The organism is Terriglobia bacterium (assembly GCA_035712365.1).
GTDB lineage: Bacteria > Acidobacteriota > Terriglobia > UBA7540 > UBA7540 > SCRD01.
Genome location: DASTAW010000008.1, coordinates 24,283 through 39,626 on the forward strand (window position 1 = coordinate 24,283; position 15,344 = coordinate 39,626).

16 protein-coding genes are annotated in these 15,344 nt (G+C 57.4%); 9 read left to right on the forward strand and 7 right to left on the reverse strand.

Annotated features, from left to right (window positions below):
- Window positions 1-25 precede the first annotated feature (25 nt).
- The 7 genes from VFQ24_02100 to VFQ24_02130 all read left to right on the forward strand — a co-directional run bounded on the left by VFQ24_02100 (window position 26) and on the right by VFQ24_02130 (window position 8,556).
- The gene (locus tag VFQ24_02100) at window positions 26-859 is read left to right on the forward strand and encodes a TonB family protein (protein HET9177131.1); all 834 of its coding nucleotides are present in this window, start codon (window positions 26-28) and stop codon (window positions 857-859) included.
- Between the two features lie 60 nt (window positions 860-919).
- Complete coding sequence (gene tolB / locus VFQ24_02105; GenBank protein HET9177132.1) at window positions 920-2,263, forward strand: Tol-Pal system beta propeller repeat protein TolB; 1,344 nt, start codon at window positions 920-922, stop codon at window positions 2,261-2,263.
- Window positions 2,264-2,655: 392 nt separating this feature from the next.
- A complete protein-coding gene (pal, locus tag VFQ24_02110) occupies window positions 2,656-3,420 on the forward strand; it encodes a peptidoglycan-associated lipoprotein Pal (protein HET9177133.1) in 765 nt (254 codons plus the stop codon).
- Window positions 3,421-3,684: 264 nt separating this feature from the next.
- Window positions 3,685-4,617: an outer membrane protein assembly factor BamD gene (gene bamD / locus VFQ24_02115; GenBank protein HET9177134.1), complete on the forward strand. Its 933-nt coding sequence runs from the start codon at window positions 3,685-3,687 to the stop codon at window positions 4,615-4,617.
- Between the two features lie 47 nt (window positions 4,618-4,664).
- Window positions 4,665-5,129 carry a single-stranded DNA-binding protein gene (locus VFQ24_02120; GenBank protein ID HET9177135.1) on the forward strand — a complete coding sequence of 155 codons (465 nt, stop codon included), beginning with the start codon at window positions 4,665-4,667 and terminating at the stop codon, window positions 5,127-5,129.
- Window positions 5,130-5,423: 294 nt separating this feature from the next.
- On the forward strand, window positions 5,424-5,981 hold the full coding sequence (locus VFQ24_02125; GenBank protein HET9177136.1) for an outer membrane beta-barrel protein: 558 nt from the start codon (window positions 5,424-5,426) through the stop codon (window positions 5,979-5,981).
- A 304-nt stretch (window positions 5,982-6,285) separates the two neighbouring features.
- Window positions 6,286-8,556: an NADP-dependent malic enzyme gene (locus tag VFQ24_02130; GenBank protein HET9177137.1), complete on the forward strand. Its 2,271-nt coding sequence runs from the start codon at window positions 6,286-6,288 to the stop codon at window positions 8,554-8,556.
- A 120-nt stretch (window positions 8,557-8,676) separates the two neighbouring features.
- Here VFQ24_02130 and VFQ24_02135 read toward each other — a convergent pair whose 3' ends face one another.
- Genes VFQ24_02135 through VFQ24_02145 form a run of 3 tightly spaced genes read right to left on the reverse strand, consistent with a single transcriptional unit; the run spans window position 8,677 to window position 10,152 of the window.
- Window positions 8,677-9,069, reverse strand: coding sequence for a hypothetical protein (locus VFQ24_02135; GenBank protein ID HET9177138.1), 393 nt, complete (start codon window positions 9,067-9,069; stop codon window positions 8,677-8,679).
- Window positions 9,066-9,551, reverse strand: a complete 486-nt coding sequence (locus VFQ24_02140; protein ID HET9177139.1) for a hypothetical protein — start codon at window positions 9,549-9,551, stop codon at window positions 9,066-9,068. Before VFQ24_02140 ends, VFQ24_02135 begins: the two co-directional genes overlap by 4 nt.
- Window positions 9,541-10,152 (reverse strand): sigma-70 family RNA polymerase sigma factor, encoded by a 612-nt coding sequence (locus tag VFQ24_02145; protein ID HET9177140.1) that lies wholly within the window; start codon window positions 10,150-10,152, stop codon window positions 9,541-9,543. The genes VFQ24_02140 and VFQ24_02145 overlap by 11 nt, the downstream gene beginning before the upstream one ends.
- Window positions 10,153-10,302: 150 nt before the next feature.
- Between VFQ24_02145 and VFQ24_02150 the strand changes: the two genes are divergently transcribed.
- Complete coding sequence (locus VFQ24_02150; protein ID HET9177141.1) at window positions 10,303-10,677, forward strand: helix-turn-helix transcriptional regulator; 375 nt, start codon at window positions 10,303-10,305, stop codon at window positions 10,675-10,677.
- A 63-nt stretch (window positions 10,678-10,740) separates the two neighbouring features.
- Here VFQ24_02150 and guaA read toward each other — a convergent pair whose 3' ends face one another.
- The gene (gene guaA / locus VFQ24_02155) at window positions 10,741-12,279 is read right to left on the reverse strand and encodes a glutamine-hydrolyzing GMP synthase (GenBank protein ID HET9177142.1); all 1,539 of its coding nucleotides are present in this window, start codon (window positions 12,277-12,279) and stop codon (window positions 10,741-10,743) included.
- A 141-nt stretch (window positions 12,280-12,420) separates the two neighbouring features.
- Here guaA and VFQ24_02160 point away from each other — a divergent pair, with 141 nt between their 5' ends.
- Window positions 12,421-12,873 (forward strand): fatty acid desaturase, encoded by a 453-nt coding sequence (locus VFQ24_02160; protein HET9177143.1) that lies wholly within the window; start codon window positions 12,421-12,423, stop codon window positions 12,871-12,873.
- Between the two features lie 962 nt (window positions 12,874-13,835).
- Here VFQ24_02160 and VFQ24_02165 read toward each other — a convergent pair.
- The 3 genes from VFQ24_02165 to VFQ24_02175 all read right to left on the reverse strand — a co-directional run bounded on the left by VFQ24_02165 (window position 13,836) and on the right by VFQ24_02175 (window position 15,036).
- On the reverse strand, window positions 13,836-14,048 hold the full coding sequence (locus tag VFQ24_02165) for a hypothetical protein (protein ID HET9177144.1): 213 nt from the start codon (window positions 14,046-14,048) through the stop codon (window positions 13,836-13,838).
- 194 nt (window positions 14,049-14,242) lie between these two features.
- Entirely contained in the window at window positions 14,243-14,611 is a 369-nt protein-coding gene (locus VFQ24_02170; protein HET9177145.1) for a DUF6804 family protein, read from the reverse strand.
- Between the two features lie 104 nt (window positions 14,612-14,715).
- Window positions 14,716-15,036 (reverse strand): hypothetical protein, encoded by a 321-nt coding sequence (locus VFQ24_02175; GenBank protein HET9177146.1) that lies wholly within the window; start codon window positions 15,034-15,036, stop codon window positions 14,716-14,718.
- Window positions 15,037-15,344 lie beyond the last annotated feature (308 nt).

Here is a 15,344-nt window from a genome sequence, read left to right on the forward strand (position 1 = left end):
AGGAGTTCATCCAGAGCGATTGAGCATGGGCGCCGCATCGTTTCCAGTCTTCGATCATCGGGAGAGCCTCCGAGGGGCCCTGACGGCATCGATTGTATTTCACGTTCTGCTGACGCTTTCCGCGGTCGTGTATAGTCTCTGGGGAGCCCGGCTCGGAAAGGGCTGGGGAGTTAATATCAATACGGGCAGCGCCGTCCGTGTGAATGCCGTGGCTTCCCTGCCCGGCGTACCCCTTCCGATGCCCAAAATCACGACTCCGAACACCGTGGCGGTCGAAAACCCGGGCCTCTATAAGCCTGAGACCGTCCCCAAGCCGCCATCATCCCTGCTGACAGGGCAGGAGCTTCCTAAATTTAAAGAAGCCGTCAAACCTCCGAAGCCGAAGGTCCTTGCCAATCCGCGGATTCAACCAAAGGTCCTTGCCAATCCGCGGATTCAACCAAAGGAAAAGATTGAACCGCCTCCCAACGCCGTGCCTTATGGCCAGGGCGGGCCGCCGACCATGAGCTACAGTGCGACGGCGACTCCCTCCGGCGAAGCCGGTTTTGCGATTGGCCAGCAGGATTTCGGCGAGCGCTATGGCTGGTACGTGCAAGCGGTCAAGAACCGTGTCAGCAGTAACTGGTTGCTTTCGATGATCAGCCCCAGTCTGCTGAGCGCGCCTCGAGTTTATGTCGATTTTGACATCAATCGCGATGGCAGCATCAGCAATGCGCAAGTCAAGCAGTCAAGCGGCATCCCGGAGGTGGACCGCTCAGCCTTGCGGGCAGTCCTCGCATCCAGTCCTCTCGCCCCGCTCCCGGCCGATTATTCCGGAAATAAAGTTTCCGTGGAGGTTTACTTCGATCTGAAGCGGTAAATTCCGGGGGCGGTGACAAGAAGCCGCCTCAGTGAAATCCATTTACGGTGGTGGATGACTTTGAAAAAACGAATCCTGAATTGCGTTGCCCTGGTTGCAATCGCTGTAGCGGTCCTTATGGGTCGAGCGGTAGTGGTGAAGAGCCAGAACGAGGGTTGGTTCCGGTTCGGAATCAACATGGGACAGGCGGTCGTCCGGATTGCGGTACCCGATTTCCCTACCCGTTCGACTGACCCGCGAGTGGCTAACCTGACAAAAGTCTTCAACGAAGTGCTGTGGAACGACCTGAACAATTCAGGGATAGTAGACGTTGTCAGCAAGAGCCTTTACCCGATCAAGGTCCCACAGGAACCGCAGGATGTGGATTTCAATGCCTGGAGCAATCCGCCTGCCTCAGCCCAGATGCTGGCCTTTGGCTTCACTGAGGTCCGGAATAACAGCCTCGTCGTCACTGCCCGCCTGTTCGATGTCCACAGCCCTCAGAATCCCGGCGTGCTGGCCAAGCGTTACGTGGCGGACCTGAATGAGCTTTCCGCCCGTGACGCAGCTCATCGCTTCGCCAACGAGATTATCCAGACGCTGGGTGGCGGAATCCCCGGAATCAACCTGACGAAAATCGCCTATGTCAGCAATCGAACGAAACACACACAGATCTGGGTGATGGACTACGACGGGTACAATCAGCACCAGGTCACGAACTATCCCTCGCTCAATCTGACGCCGCGCTGGTCTCCGGACAATTCAGAAATCGCCTTTACGAGCTACGCGAGCGGCAATCCGCAAATCTACCTCTATTCGCTGCTCACCAACCGCCGAATATCCTTTCCCACCTACAAGGGACTCAATACCACGCCGGCCTGGTCTCCGGATGGAAAGAAGATCGCCTTCTGCTCGAGTATGGGCGGCACGCAGGAAATCTATGTTTCGGATGCCAACGGGATGGGCCTCCAGCGACTTACATTCTCTCCGAGCGTCAATATCTCCCCGACATGGAACCCTAAAACAGGCAATGAGATTGCATTTGTATCCGATCGCAGCGGAGCCCCGCAGATATACATCACGAACTCCGACGGATCGAATTTACGCCGGCTCATCACGGCAGGCGGCGACGCGGAAGCTCCTTCCTGGTCTCCCAACGGGCTCTTTATGGCGTTTTCCTGGAGTGTCAGGGAAACCGGGCACTGGGACATCTACATAATTGAAATCGCATCCGGACGCATCGTGCAGCTCACCCACGACGCCGGAAGAAACGAGCACCCCTCGTGGGCGCCGGACGGTCGTCACCTGGTGTTCGAATCCACCCGCACGGGAACGCGCCAGATATGGACCATGCTTGCTGACGGATCCAACCCTCATCAGTTGACAACGCAAGGGCAAAATTGGAACGGCAACTGGTCGAAGTAACTGCCGATCACGACCCAGTGCGGGATCGTGTTTCTAATATCGGTAACTGCTCCGATAGCGACTGCGCGCCAGTTCGCCAGCGCTCTGGATCGTTCCGCGCCCACTGATGCTGAGGGACGCGATTGAAAGTTTCGATGCTCTTTCCACCCCACCCGGGAGGGTCGTGTTTACACCAAATTCTAATAAAAATTAAGCCACCACGGCGCTTTGAAAAAAACAGCAGTTGAATTTTCTTTTTATTTGGTGCTACGATTCATGGCTTTGATGTCAGACTTGGTTTGCGGTTTATGAACAATTACAGTTAATCATAACTTTTGAAACTTGGTTTATCTCACCATTTCCGAAAGCTTCGTGGAAAACGAAAGTGCCCCACCCATCAAGGAGGATTCGATATGCGACAGAGGGAACGCAGTCTCGCGCTTCTCGTCGGTGTTTTGGGAGTCGTTTTGCTGGCGGCAGCCTGCCATAAGAAGGCCGTAGCCCCGCCACCACCACCACCGCCGCCTGCAGCTGCTCCAGAAAAACCGACCGTCAACCTGACTGCAGTGCCAAGTACGATAGAACAGGGCCAGTCAGTGACGCTAAGTTGGACTTCGGAAAACGCCACGAGCCTTGATCTTCAGCCAGGCGTTGGAGCCGTTCAATCGAGCGGATCAACCAGCGTCTCCCCAACTGAGTCAACCACCTACACCCTGACGGCAACAGGTACTGGCGGTACAGCAACGTCCACCGCTCGTGTCACCGTCACCAGCCAGCCACCGCCGCCGCCACCGCAGGAACAGCCCGCCGTATCGGAGGCAAGCCTTTTTGAACAGAATATTAAGGACGCCTATTTTGACTACAACAAGTCAGATATTCGTTCGGACGCACAGCAGGCCCTTACGGCTGATGCCGATTTTCTCAAGTCTCACCCCAGCATCAGCTTCACGATTGAAGGCCATTGCGACGAACGAGGCAGTGAGGAATACAACCTCGGCCTGGGCGACCGCAGGGCGAATGCAGCCAAGAGCTTCCTGGTGAACCTGGGCATTCCCGCTTCACGGATCACCACGATCTCCTACGGCAAGGACCGTCCGTTCTGCACCGAGAGCAATGAAGCGTGCTGGCAGCAAAACCGGCGCGCCCATCTGGTCATGGGCGGCGGGCAATCGCAGTAACAACAATCCGGGAGTCCCAGTCCTTTGCAGGAAAGATGGACGGGGCTCCCGGTTTTTGTTTCGTCTCTGCCAAGCTGTTTTATTGCCCGCTCTGGCACAAGAGACGGAGCTAAGCCGGGCAGCCTGCCCTCGCAAACTGCCGCTTGCCTGCTGCACATGCTTTGGGGGAAATGCGTATTCCCTGCCCACTGCCAGTTGACCGCGCCGTTATCCAGAGGATAGACTGTCAACTGATTGAATCTTCTTGCCGGAGGTTGAACCACGGTGAAAAGGTATGCCCTGACTATATGCGCAATTGCTCTGCTGTCAGTGGTCACGGCTTCCCCGGCTTTTGGCGTAAGCCGTGAGATCATCCAGATGATGCAGCAGTTGGATACGCTGCAGCAAACCGTTCAGACCCTTCAAAATACGGTGAGTACGCAGACCGCGATCTTGCACACTTTGCTCCAGCAGACTTCCCAGGATGTCAGCCGAATGAAATCCCAGATGACTGACCTGGAGAAGAACGTTGAGCAGAACCTGGCGGCTTCGTCGTCCAAGATGGACTCGATGACCTCGCAGGTCCAGGCGCTCAGCTCGAGCCTTGACCAGGCCCAGGCGCAGCTCACCAAACTCAGCGAACAACTCGCGCAGACACAAAAAGAGATACAGACTTTGAACGCTCCTCCGGCCGTTGCACCGGGTACGCCCGGTGCTCCCGGCTCGCCGCAGCCGGGCGCCGATGGTACGCCTCTAGCCGTCCCGCCGGGTACCACCGGATCGAACCAGGCTGCCGGAGCAGCTCCCCCCAACATCCCTGATCCGAACTCGCTATTCAATTCGGCGATGGGCAGCTTCAACAGCGGGCAATATGCCCTCGCCATCCAGGGATTTCAGGAGTTTCTCCAGTACTACGGGACAACTCCGCGCGCTTCCAGCGCCCAGTATTACATTGGTGAGAGCTATTACAACAACGGAGATTACAAGCACGCGGTCGAGGCTTACGACGAATGTGTCGAGCGCTACCCCAACGGCGATAAAACGCTGGCGGCCCGGCTCAAGAAGGGATATGCTCTGCTGGCCAGCGGCGACAAAGCGGCTGGTATCCGCGAACTTCGTGCCTTGGTGGAACAGAATCCCAAGGCCCATGAATCGGAATTGGCGTCGCAACGCCTGCGGCGGTTGGGCATCATCATCCGCGCCGGAAACCAGGGATAGCCCGCAGCTTTCTGCCGCATGGCAAAAAATCTGCACACGAGGGTTTTATGGCCGGGACCGTGAATAAAGTCATCCTGATCGGGCGCGTTGGCCAGGATCCCGAAGTCCGCTATACCGCCGGCGGCGCTCCAGTGGCGAACTTCTCCGTTGCCACGGATGAATCCTTCAAAAGCCGGAATGGCGAGCAGCAGCAGCACACGGAGTGGCACAGGGTTGTGGCCTGGAACAAGCTGGCCGAGATCTGCGGCGAATACCTCACCAAAGGCAAGCTGGTTTACATTGAAGGCAGCATCCGAAGCCGGCAGTGGGAAGACCAGTCCGGCAACAAGCGCACCAACTACGAAATTGTCGCCCGCAACATGCAGATGCTCGGTTCGCGTGCTGACGCTGAGCGCGCGGCAGCGGCAGGCGTTCGTCCCGCCTCCCCCCAGGGGGCGGGTCCCGAAGAACACGACGCTGGCCCTGAGCCTCCCGCCGACGGCGAAATTACGGACGACGACATTCCCTTTTAACCACTCCGGTCGCCTCGTCTCACCGCACTCTCCCCAGTGTCGCTGTGTCGCGCCGAAGCCTTCACAAGCGGAAGGTCCGCGCCTGGCGGCAGCAATCTGTTCAAGGGGTGGCGCTGTTGCGGCTCAAGCGATGTCTAGCGGAAGCAACCGGGCCGGGCGCTGATCAACTAATATTCCTTTGCAACCGAACAGCATCCTGTTACATCATAGGTGGAAGTGCCAGGGGGGAGAATGCATTGCGGCGCTCGGAACGTTTGATGTTCCAATGCTGATGAAGAAGGAGAACGTCCCTCTATGCGCAAACTGCTTACCTTCGGGTCCATCTTACTTTTCCTGACGCTTGCATCAGTTCCCAAAGCTTACAGCCAGGTCGAGCTCTTTGGCGGGTATTCCCGCCTGCAACTAAGCGGCGCTCCCTCCACAAGCTCGAACGGCTGGGCCGGTGGTGCTTACCTCCATCTGCTGGGGCCCTGGGGCATCGAGGCAGATTATAGCAAGCACTACGGAGTCTCCTCGGTAACCGCGCTTACCTCAGGTGGGCACCCGTATTACGTACCCGGTTTCACCCAGCTTTATGGCCCCCGGTTCACACTTGCCCTACCCAAAGTCCATCCCTACGTCCACGCGCTTTTCGGAACTGTTAATGGCGAGGCAACCGCCCCCTTTACTGGAGCTGGCCTGACGGAAAAGGCATTTGGCATGGCATTCGGGGGCGGCCTCAACGTCAAAGCCACAGGGCGCATCTGGGTGCGATTGATCCAGGTGGACTACCTTCGGGCCCAATTCACCAACAATGCGCAGAACGATATGCGCATCTCAGCCGGCCTTGTTTTCCGATTCGGCAACTGGTGACACCCGGCATTCAGGCCGTACATTTTCGCAGCAAGCCTTGCTGGAACAGGCGGCTTCGGGGCCGTCTCCTCTGTTGAACTCGTCAGATCAGCGTGCATGAATGTCGCGCAGGCGCGGATGTATACTGGGGTGCTATTCGTCACGCCGTCCGTGACATGCGGCAGGCCGCGAACTCCTGGCAGGCGCGAGATGATTTGCGGTTCCAGCGGTGAACTGAAAATTCCGCCCGCTGGCAGGAAAGTTCTGACAGCCCAATCCCAGCCGCCTGTCAGACACCCGGTTGGAATCGCCAGGGAGGCTCCAGATGGAAATTCATCAGCAGGACGCTCTCGATTATCACCGCAGAGGGCGCAAAGGCAAGATCGAGGTGGTGGCCACAAAGCCCTGCCGGACGCAATGGGACCTGAGCATGGCCTACACGCCCGGCGTGGCCGAGCCCTGCCTTGAAATTGCCAAATCGCCTGACCTCAGCTTTGAGTACACGGCGCGCGGCAACCTGGTGGCTGTGGTTTCGAATGGGACCGCGGTCCTGGGCCTCGGCGACATCGGCCCCGCGGCCGGCAAGCCTGTGATGGAAGGCAAGGCCGTGTTGTTCAAACGCTTTGCTGATATTGACGTCTTTGATCTCGAAGTCAATTCCAAGGACCCTGCCGATATCATCAAGTTTTGCCGGATGCTTGAGCCCACCTGCGGCGGGATCAACCTGGAAGACATCAAGTCGCCGGAATGCTTTCACATCGAGGAGGACCTTCGCCAGACCGCGGAGATTCCGGTGTTTCATGACGACCAGCATGGGACGGCGATCATTTCCGGAGCAGCGCTCCTGAACGCGCTTGAGATCGCCGGCAAGGAAATCGACCAGGTTCGCGTGGTATTCAGCGGGGCGGGCGCGGCCGGGCTGGCCACCGCCGAGCACTACGTGCGACTGGGGGTCCGAAAAGAAAACATCGTGATGTGTGACGTGTATGGGGTGATCTACGAAGGACGCGAGGAAGGCATGGACCCTTACAATTCCCGGTTCGCCGCGCGCACTTCGCAGCGAAAGCTGGAGCAGGTGATTTGCGATGCGGATGTGTTCGTCGGTCTCTCGGTTGGCAAAGTCGTGACACCGGAAATGGTCTGCTCTATGGCCGACCGGCCCATTGTCTTTGCCATGGCAAATCCTGTGCCTGAAATCAGCTATGAGGACGCCAAGGCCGCGCGCCCGGACGCCATCCTGGCCACGGGACGCTCCGATTATCCCAACCAGGTGAACAACGTGTTGGGATTTCCATTTATCTTTCGCGGAGCGCTCGACGTGCGCGCCCGCACCATCAATCCTGAAATGGAAATTGCCGCCACACACGCCCTGGCCGCGCTGGCGCGAGAGGACGTTCCGGATTCCGTACTGCGCGCCTACGGGCTGCGCAGACTCGGCTTCGGGCCGGAGTACATCATCCCCAAGCCCTTTGACCCGCGGGTGCTGATCTGGGAATCGGCAGCGGTGGCAGAAGCCGCGATGGAAACGGGCGTGGCAAGGGTTCAAGTAAAACTTGAAGAATACCGCATTGCCCTTTCGCGGCGCCTGGGCCGCACCTACGAGGTGATGCAAAGCGTCCGGCAGCGCGCCAAGGCTGCGCCCAAGCGCATCGTCTTTTCGGAAGGTGAACGCGAAAAGATCATTCGCGCCGCCTACCAGATCAATGAAGAAAAAATCGGCCGGCCGGTGCTGATCGGTCGCCAGGGGGTGATCCGGGCACGCCTCGCGGACCTCGGCATTCAGCACTTCGTACCCGAGATCATTGAGCCGGAACGGTCGCCGCGTCTGGCGCCCTATGTGGAGGAATATTTCCGCCTTCGGCAGCGCCACGGGGTGACGCTGAGCGAGGCGCGCGACCAGATGATCAATCCGAACTACTATGGCGCGATGATGGTGCACATGGACGATGCCGAGGGTTTCCTGGCCGGCGTCGCCCAGCACTACCCGGAAACCATCCGGCCAGCACTGCAGATCATCCGGATGCGCGAAAACGTGCGGCGGGTCTCAGGCGTCTATGTGATCGTCACCCGGCAGCAGGTTTATTTCTTTTCCGACACCACAGTGAATATCGAACCCACGGCCGAAGACCTGGCGGAAATATCGCTGCTGGCCGCGGAAGTGGCCCGTGACTTCAATTTTGAGCCGCGAGTGGCAATGCTTTCATTTTCGAACTTCGGCAGCACCCGGCATCCGATGTCGGAAAAGATGCGCCGGGCAGCGGAACTTGTGAGGCAAGCCCGCCCGGAGATGATGGTGGATGGTGAAATGATGGCGGACACCGCCCTGGTCCCCGAAATCCTGGAGGAGGATTATCCCTTCTCGACCCTGAAGGGCGGCGCAAGCGTGCTGATCTTCCCAGATCTCGGGTCGGCAAACATCGCCTACAAGCTGATGCTGCGCATCGGCGGCGCAGAAGGGCTGGGCCCCATCCTGGTCGGCATGTCGAAGCCCGTCCACGTGCTTCAGCGCGGCGCCGAGGTGGAAGAAATTGTGAACATGGCCGCCATCGCCGTCGCGCACGGGCGCGCGATTGCTTCATCCGCGAACGCTGAATAGCGCCGAACGGCAACTTAACGGGCCTTGACTGTTGCGCGCTGCAAGCGCAGCGCCCCTAGGGTAACCGGACATGCCGGGATGGGGTTTGGTTGTAAGCAACGGCGAGCTTACGGGCTGGAATTATTTCGGCGGCGGAGGTGACGGCTGGCGCGCAGATCTCTTCCTGTTTGCGTCCCAGCGCTTTACCATTTCGTTAAACTTCTCGAGCTGCTGGGAATTTAGAATCTTACGAGTTTCAGCGCGGGCCTCTTCGCGGATGGCCTGAAACTGCGGCGCAACCTGGTCGCGCACTTCAGATTCTTTTTGGTCCATGTTGTGGAGAATCTGCTGCAGTTGCTCGGTCTGACTTTGCGAGAGGGCGAGTTCCTTCTGCAGATAATCGATCACACGATGCCGGCTGAACCCGTGATGCCAATGGCCAGAATACCAGGCGTAGCTGTACATCCCGGCGGCCCCGATGACGATGCCCAGCACGAAGATCAGTACAAAATAGACGTAGGCCCGCCGTTTCACTTGGAACCTCGCGCCTCTGTGTTGCTGACCGCTGGCGGTGGGTCCTGCGTATCGCCGAGATCGACGCCATCCACACCCAGCACCTCTTCGTTCGCCAGCGTCGCAACCTGGTTTTGCACCAGCACGGATTCGGAGATTCCAGAACTGCGCAGTGGGCCTGACGACGGCAGCGCCAGGAGCAAACCCAGCACCAACGCCACCATCAGCGTTGCATAAACAATCCGTCTTGCAAACTGGTCCATGAACTGGTAGCCAAGCGGAAAATCTGCCGGAGCGCTTTCCAGCCGGCGCATCAGACGTGTCGTAAAACCGAGGGTCGGCTCAGGAGGCCCCTCCTTTCTCAACGCGATGAGGCTGGCATGGAGCGTCTCCCACTTGCGCAGATAATCTCTGCAACCCGAACAGGAATCGACATGGGCTTCGACCGCAGGCGTCCTTGTCAAGTTTTCTTCAAGAACTTGCCGGACAGCGTCACACCGCATGGTTCACCGTCCCTCCTGCCAGTTTTTCAAAATCCTTGATCATTCTCTTTCTTGCGCGATGCAAGCGTACCTTAACCGTGCTTAGCTTCAGACCCAGTATTTCCGAGATTTCCTCCACCGACCTGTCTTCAAGCTCCTTCAAGGTCAGTATCACCCGGTCCTCAGCCGGCGCCCTCGCCAGCAGTTTGCCTGCCAGGTCATCCACCGCGAGTTTTTCCGAACTGTCGAGTCCGCCCTCTGCAGGACTTTGGCTGTGCGATTCAACCTGCCGCTGCCCTTCTTCCGACATCTCCCAGAAATAGCTGATCCTCGACGACCGTTGCCGGCGGAGGTAATCATAACAGTGATTGACTGCAATTCGATTGAGCCACGTTCCGAATGATGACTGTGAATTGTAACTCCCGATCGCCGCAAAAGCCTTCATAAAAATTTCCTGGACGATATCCTCCACATCGTTCCTGCGCCGGACCAGATGGAAAACAATGGAAAATATCCTGCGTTGATAGGCGTCAACCAGTGGCGCAAAAGCTTCCGTTTCTCCAGACTGGCAGCGTCTGATCCAGTCAGCTTCCTGGCTGGGATCAGGTCGAGAATGTACCATTCAGCATCCATAGTAGCCCTTTTCCTGTGTCCTATGACGAACATAAGCCAGATCGGGTTACAGGCGTGGGAAGAAAATCAGGGCTGGCCGCTCTGCCAGTAACGGTAATTTCTATTGACTTATCGGTCACCTTGTGGAATAATGCGTTCCATGATTATAGGTATCCGCCTGAGGAAGTTACGTGAAGAACGCAAACTCTCCCAGGGCGACATTGAGAAACGCACGGGACTCCTGCGCTGCTACATTTCCCGGGTTGAGAACGGCCATACAGTGCCTTCTCTGGAGACTCTGGAGCGGTTGGCTGCAGCTATGGAGATCCCCCTCTATCAATTGTTTTATGAGGGGGAAAGACCACCGGACCTCCCTAATCTGACCCAGCGCAAGAGCACCGACGAGCTGGCCATGGAGATTCCGGCAGACCGTGATTCGCGGTTTTTCCAGAAAGTCAGGCGCCTGCTTGGCGACATCAACGACCGCGATCGACGGCTGCTGCTCTACATGGCACAGAAGTTAGCGAATCGTTAGCCAGGACGATTCGCCGTTCGGGGATCCATGGGATGCGCGAGGGCTGTATGGAGGGGGAAGCACTCATTCCCACTCGATGGTTCCCGGGGGCTTCGAAGTAATGTCGTAGACAACTCGGTTGACTTCCTTCACCTCGTTCACGATGCGGGTGGCAATCCGTTCGAGAACATTCGGGGGGATTTTCGCCCAATCGGCCGTCATTCCGTCTTCGGAAGTCACGGCCCTCAGGGCGATGGTGGATGCGTATGTCCTCGCGTCACCCATGACCCCGACGCTTGATACGGGCAGCAGGATCGCAAAGGATTGCCACAATTCATTGTAGAGCCGTGCTGCGCGTATCTCCTGCTCCACAATGGCATCTGCTTCGCGAACGATGCGAAGCCGATCAGGCGTAACTGCGCCCAGAATCCTGACGGCCAAGCCTGGCCCTGGGAATGGTTGGCGGGAGATGACTTCGTCGCCAAGCCCTAACTCCCGGCCCACGATCCTGACTTCATCCTTGAACATTTCTCGCAACGGCTCGATCAATTGGAACTTCAGGTCCCGTGGCAGGCCGCCCACGTTGTGGTGGCTCTTGATGGTGGCCGCCGGCCCTTTGACGGAGACCGATTCGATGACGTCCGGGTAGAGCGTTCCCTGCACCAGAAACCGGGGCTCGCCCAACGCGCGCGCCTCCTGCTCGAACACGCGAATGAATTCCTCTCCAATAATCTTCCGCTTCTTCTCCGGGTCTGTGATGCCCTCAAGCCGGCCGAGAAAGCGGTCAGAGTAATCCACCGCCCGCACGTTGAGATGTCCCTGGGCGTTGAGCGCCGACGTTACCTCTTCAAATTCGTTCTTTCTCAGCAGTCCGTTGTTCACAAACACACAGATAAGCTGATCGCCGATGGCCCGGCTCACCAGTGTGGCGGCCACGGCGGAGTCCACTCCTCCCGATAGAGCGCACAGCGCCCGCTCATTGCCGACTTCCGCCCGCACCCGCCTGGCCGTCTCTTCGATCAGCGACTGCGGATGCCAGTTGGCCCGGGCGCCGCAGATGTCCTCGACAAAACGCCTGAGGACCTCGCTGCCGCGCACCGTATGCCGCACCTCCGGGTGGAATTCCACCGCATACATTCGCGTCTGAACGTTCTCGATGGCTGAAATAGCGTTCTCTGTGCGGCCCACCACTCGGAAGCCCGGCGGGACTTCCACAACATGGTCGCCATGGCTGTTCCAGACCCGCAGCGGCGACTCAAATCCGGCAAACAGCTCGCTGGGAGGAGTCACTTCAAGCTGCGCAAAGCCGTATTCCCGCCGGGTCGCGGGCTCAACCTTGCCACCCAGCTTGTACGACATCAACTGCAGTCCGTAGCAGATGCCCAGCATCGGCACTCCGAGCTGAAAAACGCGGTCATCACAGGCGGGCGATGCCGGATCGTAAACCGAAGACGGCCCACCGGACAGGATGACGGCCTGCGGCTTCATGTTGACAAGCTCGTCAAACGGCAGGTGGCACGGCACGATCACCGAATAAACGTGCATCTCCCGGATGCGCCTCGCAATCAACTGCGTGTATTGCGATCCGAAATCAAGTACAACAATAGGCCGAGGGCTTTGCATGTTTTCTCACCTGCTCCATAGAAATAGGATTCGAGAGGAATGATCGGGTCGTCATGTTTAAAAGTCAGCAGAGCCAGTTATTGTACAACAGGCCCGGCAAACCGCGACGGCCGCACCCGAGGAGCCTGAGCGCGCACGCTGATGTTTAGCTGTAAAACACCGTTCCCTCACGCGGCGCTGCATGCCATTCTGGATTTGGATTTGTTAGCCCCGGAACGATTCAAGGAAGCGGTCGCTTCTCGTGTGATGCCGTTGATGAGCTTTTGCGGCACGACGATGCCGGTGACGAGCACGGCGGGAGTCTGGTTGTTTTACGTGCAGCATCAATTTGAGCGAGCCAACTGGCAACCCCACGGCGAATGGAAATACTCTGCAGCAGCCGTGAAAGGCAGCTCGTCTTACAAGTTGCCCAGGCTCCTGCAATGGTTTTCAGGCAATATTGGCTATCTCAGCATCCATCACCTGAACTCGTGGTTTCCCAACTGCAACCTGGAGAAGTGCCACAACGAGGGTCTGATGCTCCAGCAGATCCAGAGCCATTACTCTGCGCTCCAGCCTGAAGCCTCCTTCTCCTTTTTGACAGGCTTACGGTAGGTCTTTTCAACGTACTCCTGAATGTCGCTTGCTGAAATGCTCAGGTGATGCTCGGCGGGGGCCTCGCTTGTCTCGCGGCCCAGTTCCAGCTGCAATCTCGCAAAGCATATTCCCGGTCCATCCTGGATTTTAAAGGGCGGCGAGCGGAATGCATCGTTCTGGACATCAATGGTGAATTCGCGGTGCCCCTGGGGCGGGTCGATCACACGATAAGCATAGATTCGAGAGGTTGCATCGAAAGAGAAACCGCGATACTGGATATACATGGCAGATCCTTTCCTCTCCCTGCACGACGCGGACAGCAGATTGGCCTCTTTACCCCTATGCCGCCCGGCGGCCCTCCGGTAAACTAGGCCTGTTTCGGCGTCGGGAGCACCCTAACGTTTTGCTGCTGTGTTTCCAGCGCCTTTCGCAATTCGCGAGACTGCTTCCGCCGGAGTATCTTCTGCTTTCGTAACCGGCCGAACCTTGATTTGTCACCATGTCTTTCTGACAAAGCTTCCTCCGATGCGTGCCCCGGGCTTATCGGTCAGGCGGCAGACAATTTGGCTTGGTCCCATTGCCAACCAATTAATCGCTTCCACCTTTCCGCCTTCGGTTTTCTTGCCATGCTCAACGGCGATGACTTGGCCTTCTTGAGGTTTCGCCCTGCCTGTGCCGGGGAGCGATGGTTCCGCCCTACACCCGCTTCCTTCTCTTTAGCTCGCTGGATCAGGTATTCGATCATGGAGAGGTCTGAAATTCATCCGCATTCACCTGTCGCGCATTAGCTCATGCACGGAGTGTTGGTCTGGAAGATCCCGTGGCAAATCGAAAGGCTTTGCCTGAATTCATGCTGGACCTTCCTCGGCGACGAGTCGCGTCGATGAACTTGGACCACGCGGTGCCGGCGGCATCCGTCCAGACATATGATTAGAGGCTTGTTTGGACCGAAAATTCTCCGCAATCGAGTCCGCTGAATTCTAGTTTTCATATTTCACCTTGCGCGAAATTGTCACGCTCCTGGCCTCCCAAAAGGGTTTCGCTGTGCGGCCCGCCTGGAAGCCCACCATGGCCCCTACACAAACCGCAGATGCCACAAGAATGAGATAGACGGCTGACAAGGGCCATAATAACGCCCACAGCACCAGGAACAATGCCGGGATAGAAACCCACCCCATCATTCTCATAAGCATGGGACACCTCGTTTCTAACTGCACCCGATTCCTCTTCTCCTGATGAGAGCGGGTAAACTTGCCCCTCTCACCGAGGGCAAAAGTCCGTCTTCCTCCGGTCCTTAGGCTACTCACTCGGAATACCCCTTGGCTGGATCCCGGAAGACGCTGGGCAAGCGACAGGCGGCGGCGTTCCCGGTCCAGCGCCAGTCCGCTCAGAGTGATTGGCTTCCCGGCGTTCGATTGGTAATAGAGGGAATGGACAGGATCGGCCGGCTCTTGAGAGCCTCAAGCGAGATCATAAACGCCAGCAGGCAGGCCAAATCCAGAACGAGAAACACATTCCGGGAGAGTGCGACGGGCGCTATGGGATTAAACAGGACGGCAATTGCAACGAACCCGGCTGCCCAAAGGTATTTTGGGAGGGCGACTGCCTCAGTGGCGACCGTTATAGCGCCCACACTGATGAGTATGTCTCGCAGGATCTCAACACCTGGCGGGGCTACCCAGAATGCCGTCACCAGCAGCGCCCCAGCACAAACGAGCTTAATAATTTTCGTGAACATCGGATTCGTAAACATCATAATACACGCCTCATTTCTTAATCTCCGGCAATCGACGGATCGTCCTTTGCATGAGAAGGAAGAGGGCGGACTTGCCGCCCTCAATGAACGCCAAGGCCGGAGGCCTAGGCTGCTGCGTGAGCAGCGATCTTGTGAAAGGTCGAGCTGGTGACCTCATAGGTCTTAACTACAGGGGTCCCTTCAAGGAAATTCCCCAGGGCCTTCTGCACTTGAGGATAAGTCTCACGGTTATAGGTTTCAGCGCTCTCTTTCCGGTCCCACAGACTGATCCCTACTGCTTCCGTCTTACCGGGATCGGCGAGGACAATTTCGTCCAGGAAACCTTTCTGCTTTCGAAGCAGCGGAATGACTTCGTCCTCGATCGCTCGGGTAAACTCCCCGACACTAGTGGCCTTTAGATGCATGGAGACACATCGTGCAAACATAAGCAACCTCCTGGGTTGTAGTCTAAGAGGTGCGATTGCAGGTAACCCGACTTAGTTCAGGTTGTCTGGAGACTGATGGGGAGGAGTTGTCTCATTAACCAGCATGAGTTAATTAACTTTACCTGTCAAGCGAAATCGGAGATAATCTACGAAGGTTAACTACTGTAAGTTAACAGGCGAAGAGGCCGATGGATATTTCCCTGGTAATGAGACACCGCCTGGATGAATTGGGCCTTGAGCAGCGGGATCTGGCGAGCGCCGCGCAGGTCACGGAGTCCTACATTTCGCAATTGTTGACTCGAAAAAAA

Bases quoted from the DNA above. Each gene is read 5' to 3' on its own strand.
- guaA (HET9177142.1), bottom strand. From the start codon at position 12,279: ATGCAAAGCCCTCGGCCTATTGTTGTACTTGATTTCGGATCGCAATAC.
- VFQ24_02140 (HET9177139.1), bottom strand. From the start codon at position 9,551: ATGCGGTGTGACGCTGTCCGGCAAGTTCTTGAAGAAAACTTGACAAGG.
- VFQ24_02120 (HET9177135.1), top strand. From the start codon at position 4,665: ATGGCCGGGACCGTGAATAAAGTCATCCTGATCGGGCGCGTTGGCCAG.
- VFQ24_02170 (HET9177145.1), bottom strand. From the start codon at position 14,611: ATGATGTTTACGAATCCGATGTTCACGAAAATTATTAAGCTCGTTTGT.
- VFQ24_02145 (HET9177140.1), bottom strand. From the start codon at position 10,152: ATGGTACATTCTCGACCTGATCCCAGCCAGGAAGCTGACTGGATCAGA.
- VFQ24_02130 (HET9177137.1), top strand. From the start codon at position 6,286: ATGGAAATTCATCAGCAGGACGCTCTCGATTATCACCGCAGAGGGCGC.
- pal (HET9177133.1), top strand. From the start codon at position 2,656: ATGCGACAGAGGGAACGCAGTCTCGCGCTTCTCGTCGGTGTTTTGGGA.
- VFQ24_02100 (HET9177131.1), top strand. From the start codon at position 26: ATGGGCGCCGCATCGTTTCCAGTCTTCGATCATCGGGAGAGCCTCCGA.
- VFQ24_02175 (HET9177146.1), bottom strand. From the start codon at position 15,036: ATGTTTGCACGATGTGTCTCCATGCATCTAAAGGCCACTAGTGTCGGG.
- VFQ24_02125 (HET9177136.1), top strand. From the start codon at position 5,424: ATGCGCAAACTGCTTACCTTCGGGTCCATCTTACTTTTCCTGACGCTT.
- VFQ24_02150 (HET9177141.1), top strand. From the start codon at position 10,303: ATGATTATAGGTATCCGCCTGAGGAAGTTACGTGAAGAACGCAAACTC.
- VFQ24_02165 (HET9177144.1), bottom strand. From the start codon at position 14,048: ATGCTTATGAGAATGATGGGGTGGGTTTCTATCCCGGCATTGTTCCTG.
- VFQ24_02160 (HET9177143.1), top strand. From the start codon at position 12,421: ATGTTTAGCTGTAAAACACCGTTCCCTCACGCGGCGCTGCATGCCATT.